Consider the following 22,470-nt stretch of genomic DNA (forward strand, 5'->3'; position numbering starts at 1 on the left):
CGCCACACCCCGCAAAACCCATCAATATTTCAGAAATCGACGAACGGCCTTCAATGCCGAGCATTCGCCGGTATGCTTGCACCCGTCTAGATTAAGCGTTTCAGCAGACTTTCGGTCACTGCTTCCTCGCTGTCATGGAGTGACGCATGCTCAAATTCTCCTACTTATTGCTCGGCAGCCTGCTCTTGTCGTGCTCGATCGCCCACGCGCAAATCTTCCAGCGCGAATTGGGCGACTTCGACCTCAAGCTCGGCACCACGCCCAGCCGCAGCATGGCCCAGGGGCTGGTCAAGCCCGCCAGCACCGGCTCATTCCACGGCGGCCTCGACTTGAGCCACGGCAGCGGTTTCTACGTGGGCCAATGGTCACCGAGCGCCGGCCTAAACCCGGGCAGCAACCTCGAAATCGATTCCTACATGGGTTTTAAACAGCCTTTCGACCGTACCCTCGGCTACGAAGTCGGCATGATCCATTACAGCTATCCGAAAGTGGACACCCTCGACAGCCAGGAGCTGTTCGGTGGCTTGACCTTTCTCGGCAGCCGTTTCGGCGCCGCCTTCAGCAACGACCCGGACAAACAGAACAGCACGGTGTTCGCGGACCTCGGTGGCAACCAGCCGTTCGGCATCGGGATCAGCATGAAGTACACCACCCACCAGCTCAACGCGCCGGTTTCCGTAGATGGCGGCATGGTCGGCAGTTTCACCGACTGGTCACTGCAACTGTCCCGAGCGTTCATGGGCGTCGACCTGGACCTGATCTACAGCGACTCCAACCTCAGCGGCAGCGACTGCTCCGCCTACTCCGGGCACAACAGCCAGTGCGACGGGTTGGTAACGCTCAAGGCCGAACGCGCCTTCTATTGATTGGCTTGAACTGCCGGGCTTATCTTGCGCTCACATAGACAATCACATTGAAGAAGCCAGGCCTTCGCAAGGATTCGCCCATGTCGCGCTGGTTCAAACGCGTTGCCCTCCTCCTCACCATCACCCTGGCCCTCGGCGCGTGCAGCCGCATGGGACTGGCTTACCGCAACCTCGACGTGATCATCCCGTGGACGCTCAGCGACTACCTGGACATGAACGGCGAACAAAAAGGCTGGTTCAACGAACGCCTCAAGGAACACTTGAGCTGGCACTGCACCACGCAGCTGCCGGGTTACCTTGATTGGCTGGACCGCTTGCAGACCATGGTCGAGACCAACCAGGTCACCGACGACGCGCTCAAGGCCCGCACCCAGGAAGCCAAACAAGCCATCGCCCAGACCGCCCGGGAAATCACCCCGTCGGCCATCGAGTTGCTGCAGGACTTGAATGACCAACAAGTGGCGGAGATGAACGACGCCTTCGCCAAGGACCAGCGCAAACGCCAGGAGGAATACCTCAAGCCGTCCCTCGACCAGCAAATCAAGGACCGTGGCGCGCGCATGGACAAACGCCTGAATGACTGGCTCGGCCCCCTCAGCCCCACCCAGCAGCAACGGGTGATGGCCTGGTCGAACGCCCTGGGCGATCAAAATCAGCAATGGATCGCCAACCGCGTGCACTGGCAGAAGCAATTCAGCGCGGCCGTCGCACAACGCCAGAGTCCAGAATTCCCACAACGAATCGAGACACTTCTGGTCAATCGCGAGAGTTTATGGACACCGGCTTACCGCCAGGCCTACGCCAATACCGAGGACCAGGCTCGCGGGTTGCTGGTGGATCTGATGGCCGAGAGCACACCGGCTCAGCGCGAGCGGTTGTTGAAGAAGATTGATGGGGTGAGGAATGATTTCAACAATTTGAAGTGTTTGAAGGCGGTGAAGCAGGGGTAACTCGGCACAGTGAGAATTATCGCGGGCAAGCCTTGGGTAGGAGCAAGGCTTGCCCGCGATGCTTTTATCGATCTAAGCAATCTGCGCCTTCGATGCCACCTCATCAAACGTCACTTCATCCAGCGCATCCGCCTGTTCATCCAGCACTTGGCGCGGATGGTCATTCCCCGGAATGCTGCTGTCGATCAGGCTCAACAGGCTCGAACCTCGCGGCGTCAAAATGTAATTCGAACCAGAGCCGCCCTGCTCTTCGGGCCGGGGCTCGATATAGCCGCGTTCCAGCAGTAATTTTTCGTACTCGCCGGCCACCGCTTTCAGATGGTCCAGGTTTTCAGTCTGCTCGCCCTCGGAGGCTTTCTCCGCCGCGTACTGCTCGGCATAGGCGCGTGGCGTGTAGCTGCCTTCACCGTGTTGCACTTCGTGTAGCAAGCGCTCAATCAAATCCCAGTTATAAGTCGTCATCCTGATTCAACCTCCAAGCCAGAGTGTGTGATGGCCTTCATAGGTTGTGACCGGCGCGGCGGTTAGCCGTTCAGCCGAGGTTTTGAACGGCGCCGATCGGCGGTATGTCGAATTTTCCACAGGTCAAACGACTAACCGGTGTAAGTGACCTCCCCAGCACTGCGCAGGAGAAATCCGATGAACATTCAGAATCATCCCGTCGTATCGCGAGAAGAATGGCTCGCCGCCCGCAAGCAACACTTGGCCCACGAAAAAGACTTCACCAAAGAACGCGACAAACTCAGCGCCGAACGCCGCGCCCTGCCCTGGGTGAAGATCGACAAGGACTACCACTTCCAAGGCCCAAACGGCGAACTGAAACTGGCCGACCTGTTCGGCGACCACAGCCAACTCATCATTTATCACTTCATGTTCGCCAAAGGCTGGGACGCAGGCTGCACCGGCTGCTCGTTCCTGTCCGACCACATCGACGGCGCCAACCTGCACCTGGCCCACCATGACGTGGCGGTGGTGGCGGTTTCCCACGCGCCATTCGCCGAATTCCAGGCCTTCAAGCGGCGCATGGGCTGGAAATTCGATTGGGTGTCGTCAGAAGGTTGCGATTTCAACTACGACTTTGGCGTCTCCGCCCGAGCTGAAGACGTCGCGGCCGGAACGGCTACCTACAACTACGAAAAATCTGACTGGACCGAGGAAGAAATGCCCGGCCTCAGCGTGTTTTATCGCAACGAAGCCGGCGACATCTTCCACACCTACTCCACCTACGAACGAGGTCTGGACCTGCTGGTCGGCGCCTACAACTACCTCGACCTGACGCCCAAGGGCCGCAATGAAGAAGAAATCATGGAGTGGGTGAAGCACCACGACAAATACGACGACAAGGCGTCGGCCAGTTGCTGCCATGGCGGATAGCGCCCTGGAGTGCAATTGCTCGCGCAAGCGATTTAGCATTCAACATCTCGGTTGATCATGAAATCGCTTTCGCGGGCAGCCTCGCTCCTACAAAGAATCAGGAGTCCGGTGGCATCGGCTTCTTCACAAAATCCAGAAACGCCCGCAGCGCCGGTGCCATCTGCCGCTGACTCGGGTAATAAAGGTAAAAACCGGGAAAGGCCGGTGTCCAGTCCTGCAACAGATGGACCAACCGGCCAGCGCTGATGTGCTCCCGAACCTGATGCTCAAACAGGTACGCAATACCAGCGCCTTCAAGCGCCACACGGGTGAGCATCTCCGGTTCGGTGACCACCAGCGGACCGTTGACCGAAATCGCGAGGCGTTCACCCGCACGCTCGAACTCCCAGCGATAAAGGCTGCCATCGGTGGGCCAGCGATAAGACAGGCACTGATGCTCGCTCAAATCGTGAGGCGTATGCGGCGTGCCGAATTGCTCGATGTAGGCCGGTGAGGCCACGACCATCATTTCCAGATGCCCGCTCAACTCCACGGCGATCATGTCCTGGTCGAGGCTTTCACCAAGCCGAATACCCACATCAAAACCGCCCGCCACCATGTCCACCAAACGCTCATCGGTCACGATGTCGAGGCTCACGCCGGGATACGTATTGAGGAAAGGACCAATCAGCGGCGCCAGGTAATGAATCGCCGCGATCCTTGGCGCATTGATGCGCAGCCGGCCGCTAGGCGTCCCCGGCGATTGCGTGACCCCAGCCAGAGCCGCGTCCACCTCGTTCAGCGCCGGTTGCAGGCGCAACAACAGCCGCGCACCGGCATCGCTCGGCGACACGCTGCGGGTGGTGCGGTTGAGCAGGCGCACATCCAGACGCTCTTCCAGCTGACGGATGGTCTGGCTCAGCGCTGACGCCGACATCCCCAGATGCGCCGCCGCCCGCACGAAACTGCCATGCTCGACCACCGCGACGAAGGCCCGAAGCTGGGCGTATTCACTGCCTCGCATTATGTATGGGTTCCTTAATAAGTCGTTCGGATACTAACGCATTATCAAAGCAATCCCTTGGCGTAATACTGGATTGGAGTCCAAAACGGCAAGGAGACGACGGATGGGCAGATTTACCGGAAAACGCATTCTGATCACCGGGGGCACCAGCGGCATCGGGCTGGCGGGGGCTATCCGTATCGTGGAAGAAGGCGGAGCGGTGGCGGTGACCGGGCTCAGCCGGGCGCATCTGAATGATGCCCGACGGAAGCTACCTGCCGAGGCCCTGGTGTTCCAGAACGACGCTTCACAACCGACAGCAGCCGAAGAACTGGCCAACACCGTCGCAGCGTTGGGTGGGCTCGATGGACTATGGCTGAACGCCGGCTATGCGCGAGTCGCAGGGATCGAGGACACCAGCGCCGAGTTTTTCGACCGCATGATGAACGCCAACGCCCGAGGGCCGATGCTGCAAATCGCCAGCCTGACAAACCTGCTGAACCCAGGCGCCTCGGTTGTCCTCACTTCATCTACTTCTGCCTATGAAGCCGCGCCCATGGCGAGTGTTTATGCGGCCAGCAAAGGTGCGCTGATATCCATGGCCCGCTGTTTTGCGGCGGCGCTGGGCGAGCGTGGTATCAGGGTTAATGTGTTAGTGCCGGGGCCTATAGAAAGCCCATTTCGGAGTTTTATGCTGGAGCCCATGCGCAAGGAATTTGAGGAAGGCGTTGTAAACCGGCTGGCATTGAAACGCATGGGAACGGCGAGCGAAGCGGCGGCAGTGGCGCTATTTCTGCTTTCAGATGATGCGGCTTATGTTACTGGCAGCCAGTACGCGGTGGATGGGGGGTTGATGATGCGGTGAGCACTGTCGAACCCGCACCTTCCACCCCACTCGCGTAACCGGAGACCTGGAACGGTTGATCGGAATCGTCTTGCGTCTCCAACTGCGAGAAGCGTTTAAGCGTGCCGTTCTTTTCGCTAGTGGATGTCCCGGGAGCAGGCAAAATTGATGGCCATATAGAGGCCGCATGACGGACCGCCGTAAATAGCCCATCACCGACCTTCGTCAGCTCTCGCACCTGTGCTGAACTTTTTTCATCCGACAACCCTCAACCGGATAACCCGCCTTAACCGGAACTGAGGCCTGCCCCATGAAAACCCTGCTGAAACTAACCCTCGCCGCCACCCTCGCTTGCGCCCTGCCCGCCTGGGCTTGCACACCCGAGGAAGCCACCGCCAAACGTGAACAACTGGCCAAGGAAGTGACCCGGCTCACCGAGCAGAATCCGAAGAAGGCCAAGGAGATTAACGATGAGTTGCAGAAGATGGATCTCGGCACAGCCAGCGCGGATTTGCCGGACAAGTGCCAGTTGATTGATCAGCGGTTGAAGGAATTGGATGCGGCGGATAAGAAGGCTGAGAGTTAGAGGCAAGATCAAAAGATCGCAGCCTTCGGCAACTCCTACGGGGATCGTGTAAGACCGACATTCCCGTAGGAGCCGCCGAAGGCTGCGATCTTTTGACTTTGATTTTGCACTAGTGCATTTAATTATTGCACAAACGCATAACCGCGCCTAAGGTTACCTCGAGCCTGGATCGGAGCCGGCCATTCAACATGGCAAACCGCGTACGCCGATCGCTCAGCAACACCGCTACCCCCCCACTAGCTGGACGCTAGCTTTCACTCATGGAGGATTGAAAATGTTAACCACTGAAGCAACGCAATTCACCGGCGAGACACTGCCAAGGTGCCTGACCGGTCATCTGCTCAACCCGCACCTGGTCGACGTCGAGTCGGCGGCACCACTCAATGCACTGGCCGCTGCCAGCCTCAACTTCACGATGCAGCCACAAACCCAGACCAACTGGTGCTGGGCGGCGGTGTCCGCCTCGGTCGGCAACTATTACGGCACCGGGTCCTGGACTCAATGCGGCGTGGCCACTGCTGCGCTGGACCGCAATTGCTGTAATCAGCCAGGCCCGTGCAATGTGTATGGCTATCTGGATTCAGCCTTGAGGATCACCCGCAGTTTCAACGGCATGAATCAAGGCTCGTTGCAGATGTCGGCCATTCAGAACCAGATCAACATGGGCCGACCGATCGGTTTGCGTTGTGCCTGGTACGGCGGCGGTGCGCACTTCCTGACGATCTATGGCACCAACGGCAACTACGTGTTGATCGCGGATTCCATCTACGGTTACTCGACCCGCGCGCTGAACTCGTTCCCCGGTTCGTACAACGGCGGCGGCAACTGGACCAACACTTACTTCACCGTGAAAAACTAGGAGGGCGACATCATGCAACTGACTTATCCAAAGGCGCCTTCCAACGGCGTGCAAACATTGCGTCCGGCGCTGCAAGCCGCCCTGCAAACCCAAGGCTTTGGCATTAATCGCCAGTTCGCCAGCGCCACGGCCAGCAAGATCAGCCTCAGCGAGGCCTATCGCGGTTACTCGCTCAGCCTGGAGGACATGAGCCACGGCAAAGGCCTGAAAGACGCCAAGCTCGGCGATTGGCATTACCTGGTGTTTTCCGATGGCGTGACGATTGCCGATGCGCAATTGGCCGATGTCCGCGGTCATGTCGAGTTCGCTTCGCTGAACCACGGGGCCATCGCGGCCGCCACGGTGGCTGCGTTGAAACTGGCGGAGCAGTCGCCGCAATTGCAGGGTAAAACCGTTGAACTGCGGGTGCTGTTTGTCTCGGCGATTCACCTTGTGGCGATCTGGCTGCATGCAGACGGTGAAGACGTGCTGATCCCGATTGAGCCAACGCCCAAGGAACTGGCGGTCACTCAGTTGTACAGCGAGGCGGCGCTGCTTGCTTTGCTCAAACCGGTGGCGGATCAGGCCAAGCAACGCTTTGATGCGGACACCAGTGGGCTGTTGGGGAGCTGATAAACGCTGGAGATAAAAAAAACCCGGACACTTGTCCGGGTTTTTTATTGGGTCATTCAGGTGCAACACAGAACCGGTGATTAGAGGGCTTTGTGGCGAGGGGGCTTGCCCCCGTTGGGACGCGAAGCGGCCCCAAAGAATGGGACTGCTGCGCAGTCCAACGGGGGCAAGCCCCCTCGCCACAACACGCCCCTTCACAGATTTGTTGTTCGCAAGCTTCTACGCGGCATTACTCAGCAGCCGGCGCTTCCGGCTTGCGGCGCTTGAGCGGCGCCATGCCGTCCTTGCTGACCAGCGACAGGGCGTCGGTCTTCGGGCGGTTAGCAATTTTGCGTTTGGTCGGGGCCTTGGCGCCGGTTTTCTTCTTGTCGCCTTTGGCGTCGACTTTTTTCTTCTTCACGCCAACGGCTTTGCCCGAAGCCTTGACCTTTTTCGGTCCGCCGTAGGTGCCTTTGACTTCCTTGATGGTGCGGCGCTCGAAGCTCTGCTTGAGGTAGCGCTCGACGCTCGACATCAGGTTCCAGTCGCCGTGGCAGATCAGCGAGATGGCCAGGCCATCGTTGCCGGCGCGACCGGTACGACCGATGCGGTGCACGTATTCGTCGCCGCTGCGCGGCATGTCGAAGTTGATCACCAGGTCCAGGCCTTCCACGTCGAGGCCGCGAGCGGCAACGTCGGTGGCAACCAGAATCTTCACGCCGCCCTGCTTCAGACGGTCGATCGCCAGTTTGCGATCCTTCTGGTCCTTGTCGCCGTGCAGCACGAACGCTTTGTATTCCTGCGCCACCAGACGGCCGTAGATACGGTCGGCCATGGCCCGGGTGTTGGTGAACACGATGGCCTTCTGATAGGTCTCGTTGGCCAACAGCCAGTTCACGATCTGTTCTTTGTGCTGGTTGTGGTCAGCGGTGATGATCTGCTGACGGGTGGTCGCGTTCAGGTCGCTGACGTTGTTGAGCTGCAAGTGCTCAGGGTTGTTCAGGACCTTGGCGACCATGTCGCGCAGACCCGAACCGCCGGTGGTGGCGGAGAACAGCATGGTCTGCTGACGGTTGGTGCACTCTGCCACCAGACGCTGCACGTCTTCGGCAAAGCCCATGTCGAGCATGCGGTCGGCTTCGTCGAGCACCAGCACTTCAACTTCTTTCAAGTCGAGGTTGCCGGCGTTCAATTGCTCGATCATCCGGCCCGGCGTACCGATCAGGATGTCCGGCACCTTGCGCAGCATGGCGGCCTGGACCTTGAAGTCTTCACCGCCGGTGATCAGGCCGGACTTGATGAACGTGTACTGGGCGAAGCGCTCGACTTCCTTGATGGTCTGCTGGGCCAACTCGCGGGTCGGCAGCAGGATCAGGGTCTTGATGCTGACGCGGACTTTCGCCGGGCCGATCAGACGGTTGAGGATCGGCAAAACAAAAGCAGCGGTTTTGCCGCTGCCGGTTTGCGCTGTCACCCGCAGGTCACGCCCTTGGAGCGCCAGCGGAATAGCCGCTGCTTGCACAGGCGTTGGCTCGACAAATTTAAGCTCGGCCACGGCTTTGAGCAGGCGTTCGTGCAGGGCGAATTGGGAAAACACGGGTGCTACCTCGAAGAAATACAAAAAAACAGCTGCATAGGGTAACGGTTTCGAGCGCTAAGGCCGAGTTTCTTTATACAAACGACAGTAAACAGTGGCTTTTTTGTTGCCTGGTTTGTCTCCAAACGTCATCCACAGCGTCTTAAATGCTCTAATCGCCCCGACGCAACCTACAGAAGAATCGTTTTCGCCCATGGATATCAAACAGCTCTGGCTCAATGCCCAAGACCTTTGGGGCGCCCTCGACCAGCACCCGCTCCTGCATTCCAGCCTGGCGCTGGTCCTGCTACTGGTGGTGGCGCTGGTCCTCGGACGAGTGGCGCGCTACCTCATTCTGCACGCCACCAAAATGCTCGGCCGCCAACCGGCGCTGCATTGGGTCAACGATTTACGGCACAACAAGGTCTTCCATCGGCTGGCGCAGATGACGCCGTCACTGGTGATCCAGTTCGGCCTGTACCTGGTGCCGGAACTGAGCAAAACCAGCCGGATCTTCCTCGGTAACGTCGCGCTGTCGTTCACCATTCTGTTCCTTCTATTGGCAGCCAGTGCCCTGCTCAGCGCCCTGCTGGACATCTACGCCCGCACCGAACACGCCCGCACCCGCTCGATCAAAGGCTACGTGCAACTGACGAAAATGGTCTTGTACGTGCTCGGCGCAATCATCATCGTCGCCACATTGATCGACCGTTCACCGCTGTTGCTGCTCTCGGGTCTGGGCGCGATGTCGGCGGTGATTCTGTTGGTCTACAAGGACACGCTGCTGTCGTTCGTCGCCAGTGTGCAACTCACCAGCAACGACATGCTGCGGGTCGGTGACTGGATCGAGATGCCGCAAGTCGGTGCCGATGGTGACGTGGTGGACATCACGTTACACACGGTCAAAGTGCAGAATTTCGACAAGACCATCGTCTCGATCCCGACCTGGCGCCTGATGTCCGAGTCGTTCAAGAACTGGCGCGGCATGCAGCAGTCCGGTGGACGCCGGATCAAGCGCAGCCTGTTCATCGACGCCAGCGGCGTGCGTTTCGTGCGCGATGACGAAGAGGCGAAACTGGCCCAAGTGCACCTGCTGACCGACTACATCGGCCGCAAACAAGCGGAACTCAAGGCCTGGAATGAGGCTCAGGGCAATGTCGCGGCGATGTCGGCCAACCGCCGGCGCATGACCAACATCGGCACCTTCCGCGCCTATGCGCTGGCGTACCTGAAAAGCCACCCGGAGATCCAGCCGAACATGACCTGCATGGTCCGCCAGATGCAGACCACCGCCCAAGGTATCCCACTGGAAATCTACTGCTTCACCCGCACCACCGCGTGGGCCGATTACGAGCGGATCCAGGGCGATATCTTCGATTACCTGCTGGCGGTGCTGCCGGAGTTCGGCTTGAGCCTGTATCAACAGCCGAGTGGTGGAGATTTGCGGTCCGGGTTGCTGCCAGCGGTGCTCGGCGCAAGCCATATTCCCGAACCCGAAAAACACGTCATGTAACCCTGTTCGATACTCAACTGATCACTGCGCCCTTTGGCCCGCTGGCAATCAACGCAGCACCGCACGCAGTTTTCATCCCATCCAGCGCCACCGCGATACCGCCCACGGTGTAGGTGCTGCTGCCCTCGGCAATCGGAAAAATCCCTTTGCACAGTGGGCAACTGACCTTGTGGCCGACACCGGCAATCGGCTTGCCGTTGAGGTCGGTTTGGGAAAAGGCTTCAAGCACCACGCCACCGTGGCTGGTGGAGTCGCCCAAGCGAATGATGTCTTTCATGATGTGGTCATCCCTGTAATAACCGAACGTCCCCGACAGCTGAAAACGCTCGCCAGTCAGCGAGCGTCTTTCAGTCCAGGCAATCATAGTGGCAAGTGCAGTAACGCCTACAGACCGACTGACTTCAACCCTTCACGCACGCCTTCATCGGCTTCTTTGCACCAGGCTTCAACACCCTGGGGCGCGGCGCTTTCCACGCGCTCGTACTTTCCGTCTGGCCCCTTGCCCTTACCCTCGCGACCATAGGCTTCGTTCTTATCCCCGTCGCTGGTGTCCACACCGCCAGGCATACCTTTCGCGAACGCCACCATCTTCTTGGCGTTTTCAGTACTGTCCGACTTTAGAAAGCCTTTATCGACGCAGTAAGTAATGAGACCGGCAATGTTGCGTGTGGAGTCGTAGACATTCTTCATTGCTGCGGGATCAACGTCTTCTGCCTGTGCGACGTTAAAGGTTGAAAAAGTGCTTGTGAGTACGAAGATCAATGCTGCGTTTTTCATATTCATCCTTAAATTAATGGTGCTCGGTTTAATGTTTTTACTGGAACAACTTCACAACGGCATCCGAATACAGATCAGGTACATCTTTTGCCGACTTCAGTACATTTTGACGCACCGTCTGGCCTTTCGCACTGGGATCTTCAGCCACATATTCCGGAGGGAAAGCGAGAGCATCCTTGTCAGCACCTGCTGCCATCAAGGCCTTGGTGCAGTCAGGATTGTGGTGGATCGCACTTTCCAGCAAAGGTGTACCAACAGGCCATGCCTGCTGCTGTGGCTGAAATGCATCAATCGAAGTGCCAGCCTTGTGCAGCAGGGCAATCCGCTGTGCAGCTTGCGGATCAGGTTGATCGCTCAGGTTATAGGCGCGCTCGCAAACAAAATGCAAAGCGGTTGAACCAACCTTGGTGACACCATAAGGATCGGTGCCAGCGGCAATCAACACCTTGATAACCTCAAGATCAGACGCCGACTTCATGAGTGGCGAAAACCCCTGCGGCGTCACCATCTTGGCATCAGCACCAAATTGCAACAGTAACTTAATCAACTCCGGCGCCGATGACTTCTCTAGCTTTGCCGCCGCAATAAGTGGGGTATTAGTCCCGCCCTGAGCAATCACATTAGTGTCGGCACCCGCCTTGAGCAAACTATGCACAATGTGCGTTGTATCTTTGAGCTCTTCTGGATCGCCCATATGCCCCAGCATTGACAGCAGTACGGTTTCTCCGTTGTCACTGATGGGCTGATTGACATCAATCGGAAATTCAAGAAAACGATCGACCAGGTCAGGACGCTTGTAATAAGCGGCATGCCACAAAATCTGAATATCGGGTTTGGCGCCACTCTTGAGTAACCGGTTCACGGCCTCAAGATCTTTCTGCTCTTTGGAATAAGCGTATTGAAGTACCGCATTATCCAGTTGCTTGGACACGTCCGCCGACTGAGCTTGCACCAGGCTCGGGCCGCAGAAGAGAACCGAAGTGACGATGCAGGCAGTTCGGAAACGGTTAAAGACAGGAGTTAATTGCAGCATACAAAAATCTCATATTGGGATGGTGGGTTAAGCGTTATTTGAAGCGATTTCAGGCGATCTCGACGAATCATCACTAAGCTCACGCGACAACTAATCAAAATTAGCAACTTAGAAAAACTGAGGGATTTATTCTTTACATGCCAACGCTCTTAAAATAAATCCGTCACCTTTTCTGCACCTCCCCCCCTAAGCAACACAGAAAGTAGCCATGCTGCAGCGACTCCATCAATGATTATTAATCCAATTTGCCCGGATGTTTTAGCGTTGCGTCATTCGGCCATCCAAACATCTTCATACCCTTGAGTATCAATGATGAATTTTGAACCTGTCGGCAAACATAGGTATTTTAAGACCTCAGGTAGCATTTCGCTTAAGTGGTGAATGTGGACAGCTTTGTAAAAATCATCAGTTGCAGAATATTCACCGCAATGAATAAACCAACTCACATTCCCACCCTCAGGCAATTGAACTCTGCTGCCATAAATCGGAGTTTGATTAAGCGAGTTGATGGCGATGGCGACCATCTCTTCTGGCGGTATTACAGACAGCCCGTACTTTTTACATACCTCTATCTGTGCCTCGTCGGGATGGATTGGTTCAGCCTGCTGCATATCAGATCCCCAGCTTAGTTTTCATACATTTAGAGAAGAATGAAGCATGTCAGCCCTGCTTTAAAAAAAAATGGGACAGATTTATTTTCCTTATTTCCAGGACTGACCCTTTTACCGACTGGATAAAAAATAAATCCGCCCCCCTTTATTTTTGAAATAATCACCAGTAGAAAATCTAGCGAGTACATCCCCGCCGCTCTAAGTTATTTTTTGCCGCACTCACTACATCTTCATCTGCATCCATTAACAGGCTCTCCAAGACCGTCCTTGGCGCTTTATTATTCGCTGCAATTTCGACTCTTACATTAGCATCTAAATCATTGGAAAGAAGCTCGAAAAGCTTAAGCGATAGCTTTCTTTTTGAGGCAATAAATCGTCTCACATCCGACGAGAAAACGCATAACTCCTCAAGAATCTCAAGAGGAACCGTCTTGTTATGCGCAACCCACTTCCTATAGCCAGGATACTCACTTATAACTTCGCGCCACACTGATACAGGAGCTTCTTCCATTGCAGCTCTATCGTATTCGTCTTTTATTTGACTACTGCGTAACGCAACAAACTCCTCCGCTGTCTCAATCATTTCGCACCTTTACATTTCATAGAACTAAAATTCAAATTCTTACCTGTATCACCCTTATGCTTTCCTTCCATATAGTCGCCATACGCATCAGCATCAGCTATCCACTCACCGCTTTTATTATGAACTTTCCACGCACTTTCCCCATGACCGGTCTGATCTTCAGACCACCACCTTTTATTGTCGGCATCGCGATAATATTTCACATAACCTACGCCTGACACGTGACCTTCGCATACTCCGAAAAGGGGATTTATTTATTTTCCTTAGTTCCAGGGCTGATCCTTTTACCGACTGGATAAAGATAAATCTGTCCCCTTTTTTTATTCCTTATTTCCTAGGCTGATTTCTTAGCAACTGGGTAGAAAATAAATCCGTCCCATTTTTTTGGCCATTTTTTTGCTCTTCACCATCAAATTATATGAGCACATTATTTTCAGGGCTAAACTCTTTACCGACGGGGTAGAAAATAAATCCGTCCCCCTTTATTGGCTTGAGAGAACGCCTCGAGCACCACTCCACCGTGGGAGGTGGAGTCGCCCAATCGTATAACGCCTTTCATTGAGCAACTTCCCTCGCCTTGATTCCGTAAAAATTATCAGTGGTCAATGCCCGCATTGATTCACGCTCTCCATGAGCTATCAGGAACCAATGTACTTATAATAAACCGCCAATTGGCCATTACTTTCGGAAACCTCAAGATGAAGGATCGCTTCACCGGGGGCGCCATTAGCAAAAAGGACACATTCTAATCCGAGTGCTTTACCGTCAGTTTCATATGCATCAATGAAAGGACGGTGTTGTGCACGTGAATCAAAAGCTTTTTCTTCTGGTGCGATGGATATCTTGGTTCCTTTGTCGAAGTAATCATCGATAGATTCGTAAATCTCATCAGCAACCGCGCTGGATATTCCAAAATCTCTCTCAAGCGCCGGCGAGTCACGCCGATCAATGGCCTCTACGAGCAATTTGGTCTTGGCATAGGCTTGCTGATTAGTAGGTGTACTCATTTATCGACTCCGTCTCTTGGAAGGTGTTGCGGTGCTGGTACCCGCGTTGGCTTCAATCCCGGTGAAATAGCCGCGTGCTTGGAGTGTCGCGCACTTCGCTGCCTTCGGGCTCAGTCCCGCAGCACGGAGCGACTTGAAAGCTACGACAGTTTCACTACCAAGCAGGCCAGCGGTTGATGCCTTATCTTGGGCTCGATTGGCATTATAGTGCGGCGTTCCACGAGTGGTTCCATCTGGGTTTCTTCCCTGAAGGCTTATAGCAGGCGCATCATTGTATTTGTAACCTGAAATCCCATTCATCGACGCATCTTGATAGATGTGGTGCGAGTCTTGGAGCCCGCCTATTTTTCGAAGATCGCCATGGCGACCTGTCACAACACCTTCGGCCTCAAGTACTTTTTTACACTCACATGGGCACGTTGCACTCAGACCAAGGCTATCGACCCAACCTGTCGGATTTGGTGCATAAGCATAAAGATTTAGCCCTCCCATATAACCGATCGGGTCTTTGCTTATGAAACGGCCAATTCCCGGATCATAGTACCGGTGTCGGTTGTAGTGCAGCCCCGTCTCATGATCGTGGTACTGACCCTGGAACCGTATCGGGTTCACCACCCCCTGCTGCCGCGCCCATTCCGAACGCTGTTCCGTCACCTGTCCCCACGCCTTGTACTGCGCAGTCCAGGCCATGTTGCCTTGCGGGTCCGTCAGTTCCTGCGGCGTACCCAAGTGATCGCACTGATACCAAGCCAACGCATCAAACGCTAAGGCCGTTGCCTTGTGATTCCACAACGGATCCTCGTCGAGGCTGTATTCGCCGCTGTAATCCGGTTGGCCCGCCAGGTTGATCGGCGCATGACGCACGGCCTGGGCGACCGGGACGAAACTGCCGGGTTCGAAGACGTAGTGAACAGTGCGGCCCGGCGCGCCGTCGGTTTGCGCCGGGCTGCTTTCCCAGGCGAGGTTGTCGCCGTCCCAGCCGTAGAGGGTGAAGCCGCAGCCGTATTCGCGTTGTTTGCGTGCGTGTTCGCTGCGGTTCCATTGCGAGCCGGCTTCGGGGCGCTGTTTGTAGTGGGCGCTGGAGTTTTTGTGCAGGCGCCGTCCTAACGCGTCGTAGGCGAAGTCGACGGCCAGGCGAGGGTCTTCGTAGCGCACCAGTCGATCGAACAGGTCCCATTGCAGATCGCTGCGGGTGCCGTTGTGCCAGCGCTGGATCTGGTTGCCGCGTTCGTCGTAGTCGTAGTGGGTGCCGGCGTATTCACGCAGCAGGTTGTCGACCAGTTTGCTGCGTGGCGGAGTCTGGTCCAGTGGGCGGCGGATTTCCGTGACTTTGTCGTCGAGCAGGTTGCTGGCCGGGTCGAAGGCAAAGGTTTCCACGCCTTGGCGGGTGGTAGCGCTGAGCAGGCGGCCGACCGGGTCGTAGCGGTAAGCCAATGGGCCGCGGCGGCTGTCGTTGATGTCGGTCAGTTGGCCGGCGGCATCGTATTTGTATTCACGCTTGAGCAGTGTGGATTGGTCGTCGCTGCGTCCCAGCAGTTGCTCTTGCAAGCGGCCGGCCGGGTCCCATTTTTGCGTTTGCAGCAGGTGGTTGCCCTGGTGGCGGGCGACTTCGCGGTGTAGGTCATCGCGTTCGTAGCCGATCAGTTCGTGATCGTCCAAACGCAGGCCCAGCAAGTGGCCGCTGCCATAAGTGAGCCAACTGACGCGGTGCCCATCCGGGCGTACGGTGGCGACACGCTGGTTGAGCACGTCGTACTCGTGCTGCCAGATGGCGACCGTGGGTTGTTCCAGGCCGAGGTAGTGCTGGTGTTCGCGCAACAGGTTGCCGGCCGGGTCGTGGAACCATTGCAAGCGGCTGTCGGCGTTGTTCGCCATGACTAGGTTGCCGTTGCCGTCGTAGGCGAAGGTTTCGCTTTGCGACTTGTCCCCCAGGCTGGCGCGGCGTTCGGTCAGGCGCCCCATGGGGTCGAAGCTGACCGAGATCACGCGTTCGCCGTTGACGGTGTGGGCCAGGCGCCCGGTCTGGGCGTCGTATTGATAGCGCGTGGAGCGGCCGTCGAAGCCGGTTTCTTCCAGCAGGCGACCGACCGGGTCGTAGTGGAAGTGCGCGCGTTGTTCGTTTTCGTTTTCCAGGGCCAGCAACTGGCCGAGGCGGTCCCAACGGTAGCGCAGGGTTTGTTCGGCGGCATCGACCCGTTCGGCGATCAGACCGGCCGCGGTGTAGCTCCAGGTGGTGCAGCGATCGAGGCCATCGACGTGGGTGAGCAAACGACCTTCGGCATCGCGCTCGAAGCGCTCTTCGGTCTTGTCCGGGTGTTTGATCAACACCAACTGCCCGGCCTTGTATTCGTACTCAGTGCTCTGCCCGGCCGGATCGGTGAAACAAATCATCTGCCCGAGTTCGTTGTATTCCCAAACACTGGTTTTGCCCGAGCAATCGACGTATTCCACCAACTGCCCGGCGTCGTTGTAGGCCAGGGCTTTTTCGTTGCCGTTGGCGTCTTTGATCGCGGTGGGTTGGCCGGATTTGTTGTAGGCGTATTCGGTTTTGTTGCCCAGCGGATCGACCGTTTCGACCAGGTTGCCCTGATCATCGTAGGCCCGTTGCCACTGGCCGCCCTCGGCATCGCTGATCTTGATCAGCAAGTCCTGATCGTCGTAGGCGTAGTGCATCACGGTGTGGTCGGCGCGGATGTGTTCGAGGCGGTTGCCACGCTCGTCGTAGGTGTAGCGATCCGTGCTGCCATCCGTACGGACATGACGAATCACATTCTTGGCGTCATCGCGGAAAAACCATTCCGAACGCTCATCCGGGTGACGAATGCGGTAGGTGTAGCCAAGGATGTCGTAGTAGTGCCAGGTCTCGTTGCCGTGGGCGTCGGTGACGTAGGTCAGGCGGATGTTTTCGTCCCACTCCAGACGGGTGTCGAAGCTGCCGTCGTCGGCCCATTCGCGCACTGCTTTGGCGTCGGCGCCGGTACCTTGCCATTCCAGGTTCATGCCGCGACCGGTGCGGTCGGTGTAGCGGGTGATCAGGTGATGTTGGTACTGATAGGACCAGGCGGCGCCGTTCTCGTCTTGCGCCTGGATCAGGTCGCCGTAAGCGTCGTACTGATAGGCACAGAGCTGTCGCAGCGGTGCACCGTCGACGATTTCCCAGAGGCCAATAAGCCGACCGTGATCGTCGGTCATCGTACCGAGGTGCAGGTGAACTTTGCTGATGTCGTTTTCTTGATACGTGATCAGGTCCGACAGTACCGACTGCTCGCCGTGGCGATGCTCGTAATGCAGCATGATCCCGGCGCCGTTGCGCAGGACCACATTCGTCAGCACATAACGCTGGCCGCGACGGACGTAGGTTTCTTTGCGCTCGAAACCACGGCACAGCAGTAATTGGTCATCTCCCGAGCGCACCAGGGTGATGTTTTCGATGGCGTCGTAATGAAACAGGCCGACCTTCGGCAGCGGATAGTCGTGGCTGCGGCCGTCGGCGTCGTGAAACTTCAGGCCATCGCCAATGCAGTCAAAACGGGTGGTGAATTCAGTGATCCAGCGGGCGCCGAGCTCGCTTTGATCGTAGGCCCCGAGGCGCGAACTGTAGGTACGAGTCCACTCAATCGGGAACGGCCCCGGCAGGCTGAAATCGGTGTGGCTAAGACTCTCCGACCCCATGGCAAAACTGATGCTGTTGCAGGTGCCGGTACAGGTGCCATTTTTCTTGCCATTGGCAGTATTCGTGGCCGGCACCTGATGACTGTTGGCCCCCAAACCACCCTCAGACGCCGTGCGCTTGGCCTGACTCGTCTTGTCAGGTTTGACTCCAGCGCTCTGACCATGAGCATTGCGCTTACGCCAGACGGTGACGGCGCTGGACAGGATAAACAGCAACCAGCCGATGGAGTTTTGTACCGATTCATCGTCCAGCTTGCTCAACTGCGTGCGCAGTTCCGGCCCCATCGCCCGCAACTTCTTGGTTTCGGTGGCCACCCGTTCTTTGATGTCATCGGGTAGCAGGTTTTCGGCTGCGCTATTGGCCAGGCCCTTGCCTGCGGCTTTATATGCACTGGCTGCGGCCCCGAAAATGTTGCCGATCGCCGCGAGTGGATCATTGAGCAGTTGGTCGCCGGCGGCGCTGATTTTTTGACCGGCCGCCTGGGCATCACCCTTGGCATCGAGCTTGCCATTGGCCACCGCGTCGAGGCCTTTGGCGATCTCGTTGATGACGTCCTCGCCCAGCTTGCCGGCGTCCGCCAGAATACCCGGCAGCTTGCCTTTGGCTTGTTCAACGAAGTCGTCGAGGGTACCGATAATCGAATCGTTCAAGTGCCCTATCAGTATTTCGACCACCGACGAGCCAAGCAGCGCTTTGGTCGAGGCCTTCATCTCCTGACGCACCAGAAACAGGGTCGGACGCAGGGTCATGCGTGCAGCGGCCATGGCCGGCGGCAACGGCAGGACGCCGATCAGGTTGATGCCGAGACTGGCCCAGGCGAGCAGGTCGCGTTTCTGGGCATTCGACAGGGTGACGATGTCGCCCAGCGCATCGACCAGCGCCATGATGTTGCCCACCACCGGCAAGGCACCGGCGACGTTCTTGATCCGGTCGAGGGTGACCACGCCGCCGCTGGCGGATTGCAACCAGGCGTCGAAGACTGCCGCGCTGCTGGCGACGTCCTGAACGTCGATAGCGCTCAGCGGAACAATGGCAACCTGCGGTTCACGTTTTACGATTTCAGTGGTCATGACAGCATCTCACCCGCCAGCAGGCCCGGGGTTTTAAAGGAGGTCTTGGGAGGGGTGACAGCCGGCAGGCTCGGCAACTTGCCGCTCTTGCTCGCGGCACCGAGCAGGCTTGAGGCGCTCGGCATCGCGGCACCGGCGAGCTTCGGCAACCCGGCCATTCCGCCCTGCGCCACGCCTTTGATTTGCTTCGCGGTTTGCATCGCGCCTTGGGCGGTTTGCACGGCGCTCATGCCGCTTTGCGCCAGGGCTTTGCCTTGCTCCAGCACGTCCCAGTTCTTGCTCGGCAATACCTGGGCGACCATCGATTGCACCGGGCCGGGGACGTCCTCGGCACTCGGCGGTTGCAGCGGCCATTCCGGTTTACCGATGTAACTGCCATCACTCCAGGTGTCCGCCGGGTCCTTGCCAAACATCACCCGCGCCGGCCCCGGCGCCGCCCCGGAAACCGTGGCAAACCCCTTCGCATCCAGCGTGCCTTTGAGGCTCTTGCCCAAGGCATCAACCACTTCAAAGTCGCCGCCCTTGATGCCTTGAAGCCCGGCGTACTGGTTGAACAGTTCCAGATTGCCCTTGCCCGGTTTCGGCGGTTCGGGGAATACACCCGCCAGACTTTTCGCCCCGGTGTAGGCGAAGTTCGCCGCGTGGGCGGTATACGGGCCGGTGGTGGCGTGGGTGATGCCGCCGGCGTTGTAGGTCGTGGCGCTGCCGCCGCCCTGGATCACCAGTTCGGTTTTCGCGGTGATGGTGATGCGGTCGGCATTCGCGGTGATGTTGAGTTTGGCCAGCAGGTTGATGCTGTCTTTCAAGGCGCGAATGTCGATGTCACCCGACGCCGCGACCAGCCGCCAGCCGAGGTTTTGCACGAACAGGCGCATGCCCTGGCTGGCGCTGGCCAGCAGGCGTTTACCGATCGACAGGCTGGTGTGGCCGGTGCTGCTCAGGGCCAGGTGTTCGCCGGTGGCGATGTGGCTGGAGCGCGGGGTGGTCAGGGCGATGCCCGCCGGACTGGCGAGCACCAGATGCGCTTCGGTGAACTCGGGAAATTCGTTGGCGCTCATGTTCGCCGGGCCGCTACCGAGAATGCCCTGGTGCTGAGCGTGCAACGCCTTGGCCACGTCGTCCTGATCGCCCGCTTCCTGGGCTTGCAGTTCCTTGGCCTGTATCGCAAAACCGTCCTGCTGCTCGCTGGCCGTGGCCAAACGCTCGGCGGTTTCCGGCAAGTCTTTATGGTGTTTGGATTCGTTGGGACGCGGCTCGGTGGTGATCAGCAGACCGGCGGCCGCACGCACCGCGCCATGACGGTCGGTACGCAGTTCAAAACCTTCGCCACGCGGCTGGCCGCCGGACGGGCGTGGATGGGTCAGGTAACCGAGGTTGATCGCACTGGCGCCATGATCGCTGCGCAGCGCAATGCTGATCTCGCTGGTGGTGTCGTCGATGCGCAGTTCGTTGGCGCGGCTGCCCTTGTATTCCTTGCTCTTGACCGTGGCCAGGGTTTTGAAGTCCGGCAGTTTGTACGGCGGCAGGTTGACGCCGTGGTACAGGCAACCGGTGATCAGCGGCTGGTCGGGGTCGCCTTCGAGGAAGGTGATCAGCACTTCCATGCCAACCCGTGGCAGGTTGATCGAGCCGAAGGTCTGCGCCGCCCAGTTCGAGGCGACGCGCATCCAGCAGCTGGTCTTGTCGTCGTGCTGGCCTTCGCGGTCCCAGAAGAACTGGACCTTCACCCGGCCGTACTGGTCGCAGAAAATCTCTTCGCCTTCGGGGCCGGTGACCACCGCGCTCTGGGTGCCGAGGACTTTGGGTTTCGGGTGCTCGAGCGGCGGGCGGTACGGCACGTTCCACGGCGTCGCGCTGAAGCGGTTGCGATAGCCCTGGTGAAAGTCGTCCTTGAGGTCGGTGACGTCGCTGCTGATCACCTCTTCCAGCACCTGCGGCTGTTTGCCTTCGTGGAAGATTTCGGTGAGCAGCCACAGGTCGTTCCACGCCGGGTTGGCGTGGGCAGTCAGGGCGAGGAAATGCCCGGTGACCAGCACCGGTTGATCGCTGCTGCCTTCGGCCAAGCGGTAGTCGCTGCGGTGTCTTTCGAGGGCGCGATTGGCCAGGTGTTTGCCGCGCTCGCGGTCGACAAAACGGCCGGGGTAATCGTAGTCCTCAAGGTCCGGTTTGGCCGCGCTCTTGGCGTCGCTTTCGAGCTCGATCTTCGGTTTGGTGAAGTCGTAATCGCGGCGCGTGGTGCGGCTGGTTCGGGTGATTACGCGCAGGCCGAAACGCTTGATCACCGGCTGATCGGCGACCAGTCCGGTGTCCTGCTGATAAGTCACCGGCGCCAGTTTCGGGAAAACGGTCTGGTCGTCGCCGAACATCAGCAGATGCCCGGAAGCGCTGTGCTGGAAGTGGTAGTGAATGCCCTCCTCTTCGCACAGACGCTGAACGAAGTGCAGGTCGGATTCGTCGTACTGCACGCAGTAGATCCGCTCCGGGTACACGGCGCTGAGCTGGAACTTGTGGTCGCTGGCAAGGATGCCGTGTTCTTCCAACACCTGGCTGATGATCTGCGGCACGCTCATCTGCTGGAAGATCCGCTGATTGACCCGGTGCGCCAGGTACGCCAGTTGCGGGCGCAGCGAGATTTTATAGCGGGTCAGACGCTTGCCGGCCTCGCCCTGGGCGATGCTGTAGACCAACCCGTGGATGCCGGTGCCGTTTTGCGCGAGCTGTAAAAACGCCAGTTTGTGCAACAGGCTTTCGAGGTTCAGCGAGGCCTTTTCGCTGACCAGTTCCAGTTCGAACTCGAACGGTTGGTTGAGCGCTTCCCGGCCGGTGAAGGACAGCACCTGAAAATAGCTGTCGGCCCCGTCGATAGTCAGGGCAAAGTGGGTCTGATTGGCCGGTGCGAACATTCCGTGTTCCTCATGCGCTGTTGCGACAGCCGTCGACGCCCGTTGGCGATCAACGACTGCAAAAATTCTTTAGGGGACAACCAACCGCCCCGGCCGCGCGGGCCGAGGCGGTACAACGGTCAACCTGGATCAGGCCACCGGCAGACGCCAGTCATCGGAACCCGAAGTACCGGATACTTCGTGGGTCCAGGTGATTTTGCGGTAGGTGAACTGCACTTCTTCCAGGTGCGTGAAGTGGGCGTTCGACGGATCCTGGCAGTTGTGCATTTTGTTGTTGATGGCGACGATGATCGCGTCTTCCAGTTTGGTGGTGTAGTAGTGCTCTTGGGTCCCTTGGGCCGAAGTGCGGTACCACTGGATAACGATTTCGCTCATGCGCTCGCCGGAAGTCAGTGCGGCTTGCAGCAGTGGCGAAGCCTTGTCGTAGACCTTGGTGATCACCACTGGCTTGTGCACGCGCTGACCGGTCGGTTGGCCGGATTGCGGGTCACGCGGGATGATCACGTCGTGGCTGAACGCCTGAACCATGACCTGGTCTTCGTGACCTTCCTGGTAGGTGTTGCCAACGGAGTCAGCGGTGAATGCGCCAGCCGTGATCAGGCCTTGTTTTTCGCCAGTGACGGACATGTAGGCAGGTGTTGCCATGGGATGCTCTCCTTGCTCAAAGACAGG

21 protein-coding genes are annotated in these 22,470 nt (G+C 57.8%); 8 read left to right on the forward strand and 13 right to left on the reverse strand.

Going from position 1 to position 22,470, the window contains the following annotated elements:
* Positions 1-146: 146 nt before the first annotated feature.
* A complete protein-coding gene (locus ACZ89E_RS15045; protein ID WP_476255957.1) occupies positions 147-866 on the forward strand; it encodes a TorF family putative porin in 720 nt (239 codons plus the stop codon).
* 80 nt (positions 867-946) lie between these two features.
* Positions 947-1,816 carry a DUF6279 family lipoprotein gene (locus ACZ89E_RS15050; protein ID WP_463259715.1) on the forward strand — a complete coding sequence of 290 codons (870 nt, stop codon included), beginning with the start codon at positions 947-949 and terminating at the stop codon, positions 1,814-1,816.
* 72 nt (positions 1,817-1,888) lie between these two features.
* On the opposite strand, the gene ACZ89E_RS15055 is transcribed toward ACZ89E_RS15050, so the two are convergent.
* The gene (locus tag ACZ89E_RS15055) at positions 1,889-2,278 is read right to left on the reverse strand and encodes a transcriptional regulator (protein WP_169371102.1); all 390 of its coding nucleotides are present in this window, start codon (positions 2,276-2,278) and stop codon (positions 1,889-1,891) included.
* Positions 2,279-2,455: 177 nt separating this feature from the next.
* On the opposite strand from ACZ89E_RS15055, the gene ACZ89E_RS15060 reads away from it, so the two are divergent.
* The gene (locus ACZ89E_RS15060; RefSeq protein ID WP_476255958.1) at positions 2,456-3,190 is read left to right on the forward strand and encodes a DUF899 domain-containing protein; all 735 of its coding nucleotides are present in this window, start codon (positions 2,456-2,458) and stop codon (positions 3,188-3,190) included.
* Between the two features lie 97 nt (positions 3,191-3,287).
* Here the strand turns inward: ACZ89E_RS15060 and ACZ89E_RS15065 are convergent, their stop codons facing one another.
* Complete coding sequence (locus tag ACZ89E_RS15065; RefSeq protein ID WP_476255959.1) at positions 3,288-4,193, reverse strand: LysR family transcriptional regulator; 906 nt, start codon at positions 4,191-4,193, stop codon at positions 3,288-3,290.
* 103 nt (positions 4,194-4,296) lie between these two features.
* Here ACZ89E_RS15065 and ACZ89E_RS15070 point away from each other — a divergent pair, with 103 nt between their 5' ends.
* The 4 genes from ACZ89E_RS15070 to ACZ89E_RS15085 all read left to right on the forward strand — a co-directional run bounded on the left by ACZ89E_RS15070 (position 4,297) and on the right by ACZ89E_RS15085 (position 7,073).
* Positions 4,297-5,037 carry an SDR family oxidoreductase gene (locus tag ACZ89E_RS15070; protein ID WP_476255960.1) on the forward strand — a complete coding sequence of 247 codons (741 nt, stop codon included), beginning with the start codon at positions 4,297-4,299 and terminating at the stop codon, positions 5,035-5,037.
* Positions 5,038-5,326: 289 nt separating this feature from the next.
* Positions 5,327-5,602: a hypothetical protein gene (locus ACZ89E_RS15075; RefSeq protein WP_476255961.1), complete on the forward strand. Its 276-nt coding sequence runs from the start codon at positions 5,327-5,329 to the stop codon at positions 5,600-5,602.
* Positions 5,603-5,876: 274 nt separating this feature from the next.
* The gene (locus tag ACZ89E_RS15080; RefSeq protein WP_149657104.1) at positions 5,877-6,461 is read left to right on the forward strand and encodes a papain-like cysteine protease family protein; all 585 of its coding nucleotides are present in this window, start codon (positions 5,877-5,879) and stop codon (positions 6,459-6,461) included.
* A 12-nt stretch (positions 6,462-6,473) separates the two neighbouring features.
* Positions 6,474-7,073: a hypothetical protein gene (locus tag ACZ89E_RS15085; RefSeq protein ID WP_476255962.1), complete on the forward strand. Its 600-nt coding sequence runs from the start codon at positions 6,474-6,476 to the stop codon at positions 7,071-7,073.
* Between the two features lie 229 nt (positions 7,074-7,302).
* On the opposite strand, the gene ACZ89E_RS15090 is transcribed toward ACZ89E_RS15085, so the two are convergent.
* Complete coding sequence (locus ACZ89E_RS15090; protein ID WP_123406347.1) at positions 7,303-8,649, reverse strand: DEAD/DEAH box helicase; 1,347 nt, start codon at positions 8,647-8,649, stop codon at positions 7,303-7,305.
* A gap of 193 nt (positions 8,650-8,842) precedes the next feature.
* On the opposite strand from ACZ89E_RS15090, the gene ACZ89E_RS15095 reads away from it, so the two are divergent.
* Positions 8,843-10,141: a mechanosensitive ion channel family protein gene (locus tag ACZ89E_RS15095; protein WP_149657106.1), complete on the forward strand. Its 1,299-nt coding sequence runs from the start codon at positions 8,843-8,845 to the stop codon at positions 10,139-10,141.
* Positions 10,142-10,154: 13 nt separating this feature from the next.
* Here ACZ89E_RS15095 and ACZ89E_RS15100 read toward each other — a convergent pair whose 3' ends face one another.
* From ACZ89E_RS15100 to ACZ89E_RS15145, 10 genes are all read right to left on the reverse strand, one after another.
* Positions 10,155-10,418, reverse strand: a complete 264-nt coding sequence (locus tag ACZ89E_RS15100) for a PAAR domain-containing protein (RefSeq protein ID WP_163909000.1) — start codon at positions 10,416-10,418, stop codon at positions 10,155-10,157.
* A gap of 107 nt (positions 10,419-10,525) precedes the next feature.
* Positions 10,526-10,918 (reverse strand): hypothetical protein, encoded by a 393-nt coding sequence (locus ACZ89E_RS15105; protein ID WP_149657108.1) that lies wholly within the window; start codon positions 10,916-10,918, stop codon positions 10,526-10,528.
* A gap of 37 nt (positions 10,919-10,955) precedes the next feature.
* The gene (locus ACZ89E_RS15110) at positions 10,956-11,951 is read right to left on the reverse strand and encodes an ankyrin repeat domain-containing protein (protein ID WP_149657109.1); all 996 of its coding nucleotides are present in this window, start codon (positions 11,949-11,951) and stop codon (positions 10,956-10,958) included.
* 269 nt (positions 11,952-12,220) lie between these two features.
* Positions 12,221-12,562, reverse strand: a complete 342-nt coding sequence (locus ACZ89E_RS15115; protein WP_476255963.1) for an immunity protein Imm33 domain-containing protein — start codon at positions 12,560-12,562, stop codon at positions 12,221-12,223.
* A 175-nt stretch (positions 12,563-12,737) separates the two neighbouring features.
* Positions 12,738-13,145 carry a hypothetical protein gene (locus ACZ89E_RS15120; RefSeq protein WP_476255964.1) on the reverse strand — a complete coding sequence of 136 codons (408 nt, stop codon included), beginning with the start codon at positions 13,143-13,145 and terminating at the stop codon, positions 12,738-12,740.
* Positions 13,142-13,348 (reverse strand): hypothetical protein, encoded by a 207-nt coding sequence (locus ACZ89E_RS15125; RefSeq protein ID WP_476255965.1) that lies wholly within the window; start codon positions 13,346-13,348, stop codon positions 13,142-13,144. The genes ACZ89E_RS15120 and ACZ89E_RS15125 overlap by 4 nt, the downstream gene beginning before the upstream one ends.
* Before the next feature lie 435 nt (positions 13,349-13,783).
* Positions 13,784-14,152 carry a hypothetical protein gene (locus tag ACZ89E_RS15130; protein ID WP_149657114.1) on the reverse strand — a complete coding sequence of 123 codons (369 nt, stop codon included), beginning with the start codon at positions 14,150-14,152 and terminating at the stop codon, positions 13,784-13,786.
* Positions 14,153-18,895 (reverse strand): RHS repeat-associated core domain-containing protein, encoded by a 4,743-nt coding sequence (locus tag ACZ89E_RS15135; RefSeq protein WP_476255966.1) that lies wholly within the window; start codon positions 18,893-18,895, stop codon positions 14,153-14,155.
* Positions 18,892-21,798 (reverse strand): type VI secretion system Vgr family protein, encoded by a 2,907-nt coding sequence (locus ACZ89E_RS15140; RefSeq protein ID WP_476255967.1) that lies wholly within the window; start codon positions 21,796-21,798, stop codon positions 18,892-18,894. Before ACZ89E_RS15140 ends, ACZ89E_RS15135 begins: the two co-directional genes overlap by 4 nt.
* A 129-nt stretch (positions 21,799-21,927) precedes the next feature.
* Positions 21,928-22,443 carry an Hcp family type VI secretion system effector gene (locus ACZ89E_RS15145; RefSeq protein WP_149657116.1) on the reverse strand — a complete coding sequence of 172 codons (516 nt, stop codon included), beginning with the start codon at positions 22,441-22,443 and terminating at the stop codon, positions 21,928-21,930.
* Between the last annotated feature and the right edge of the window lie 27 nt (positions 22,444-22,470).

It is taken from the genome of Pseudomonas sp. TE3899, assembly GCF_056279105.1.

Bases quoted from the DNA above. Each gene is read 5' to 3' on its own strand.
- ACZ89E_RS15070 (WP_476255960.1), top strand. From the start codon at position 4,297: ATGGGCAGATTTACCGGAAAACGCATTCTGATCACCGGGGGCACCAGC.
- ACZ89E_RS15080 (WP_149657104.1), top strand. From the start codon at position 5,877: ATGTTAACCACTGAAGCAACGCAATTCACCGGCGAGACACTGCCAAGG.
- ACZ89E_RS15145 (WP_149657116.1), bottom strand. From the start codon at position 22,443: ATGGCAACACCTGCCTACATGTCCGTCACTGGCGAAAAACAAGGCCTG.
- ACZ89E_RS15045 (WP_476255957.1), top strand. From the start codon at position 147: ATGCTCAAATTCTCCTACTTATTGCTCGGCAGCCTGCTCTTGTCGTGC.
- ACZ89E_RS15140 (WP_476255967.1), bottom strand. From the start codon at position 21,798: ATGTTCGCACCGGCCAATCAGACCCACTTTGCCCTGACTATCGACGGG.
- ACZ89E_RS15065 (WP_476255959.1), bottom strand. From the start codon at position 4,193: ATGCGAGGCAGTGAATACGCCCAGCTTCGGGCCTTCGTCGCGGTGGTC.
- ACZ89E_RS15100 (WP_163909000.1), bottom strand. From the start codon at position 10,418: ATGAAAGACATCATTCGCTTGGGCGACTCCACCAGCCACGGTGGCGTG.
- ACZ89E_RS15085 (WP_476255962.1), top strand. From the start codon at position 6,474: ATGCAACTGACTTATCCAAAGGCGCCTTCCAACGGCGTGCAAACATTG.
- ACZ89E_RS15060 (WP_476255958.1), top strand. From the start codon at position 2,456: ATGAACATTCAGAATCATCCCGTCGTATCGCGAGAAGAATGGCTCGCC.
- ACZ89E_RS15050 (WP_463259715.1), top strand. From the start codon at position 947: ATGTCGCGCTGGTTCAAACGCGTTGCCCTCCTCCTCACCATCACCCTG.
- ACZ89E_RS15130 (WP_149657114.1), bottom strand. From the start codon at position 14,152: ATGAGTACACCTACTAATCAGCAAGCCTATGCCAAGACCAAATTGCTC.
- ACZ89E_RS15095 (WP_149657106.1), top strand. From the start codon at position 8,843: ATGGATATCAAACAGCTCTGGCTCAATGCCCAAGACCTTTGGGGCGCC.
- ACZ89E_RS15105 (WP_149657108.1), bottom strand. From the start codon at position 10,918: ATGAAAAACGCAGCATTGATCTTCGTACTCACAAGCACTTTTTCAACC.
- ACZ89E_RS15110 (WP_149657109.1), bottom strand. From the start codon at position 11,951: ATGCTGCAATTAACTCCTGTCTTTAACCGTTTCCGAACTGCCTGCATC.
- ACZ89E_RS15055 (WP_169371102.1), bottom strand. From the start codon at position 2,278: ATGACGACTTATAACTGGGATTTGATTGAGCGCTTGCTACACGAAGTG.
- ACZ89E_RS15135 (WP_476255966.1), bottom strand. From the start codon at position 18,895: ATGACCACTGAAATCGTAAAACGTGAACCGCAGGTTGCCATTGTTCCG.
- ACZ89E_RS15115 (WP_476255963.1), bottom strand. From the start codon at position 12,562: ATGCAGCAGGCTGAACCAATCCATCCCGACGAGGCACAGATAGAGGTA.
- ACZ89E_RS15120 (WP_476255964.1), bottom strand. From the start codon at position 13,145: ATGATTGAGACAGCGGAGGAGTTTGTTGCGTTACGCAGTAGTCAAATA.
- ACZ89E_RS15075 (WP_476255961.1), top strand. From the start codon at position 5,327: ATGAAAACCCTGCTGAAACTAACCCTCGCCGCCACCCTCGCTTGCGCC.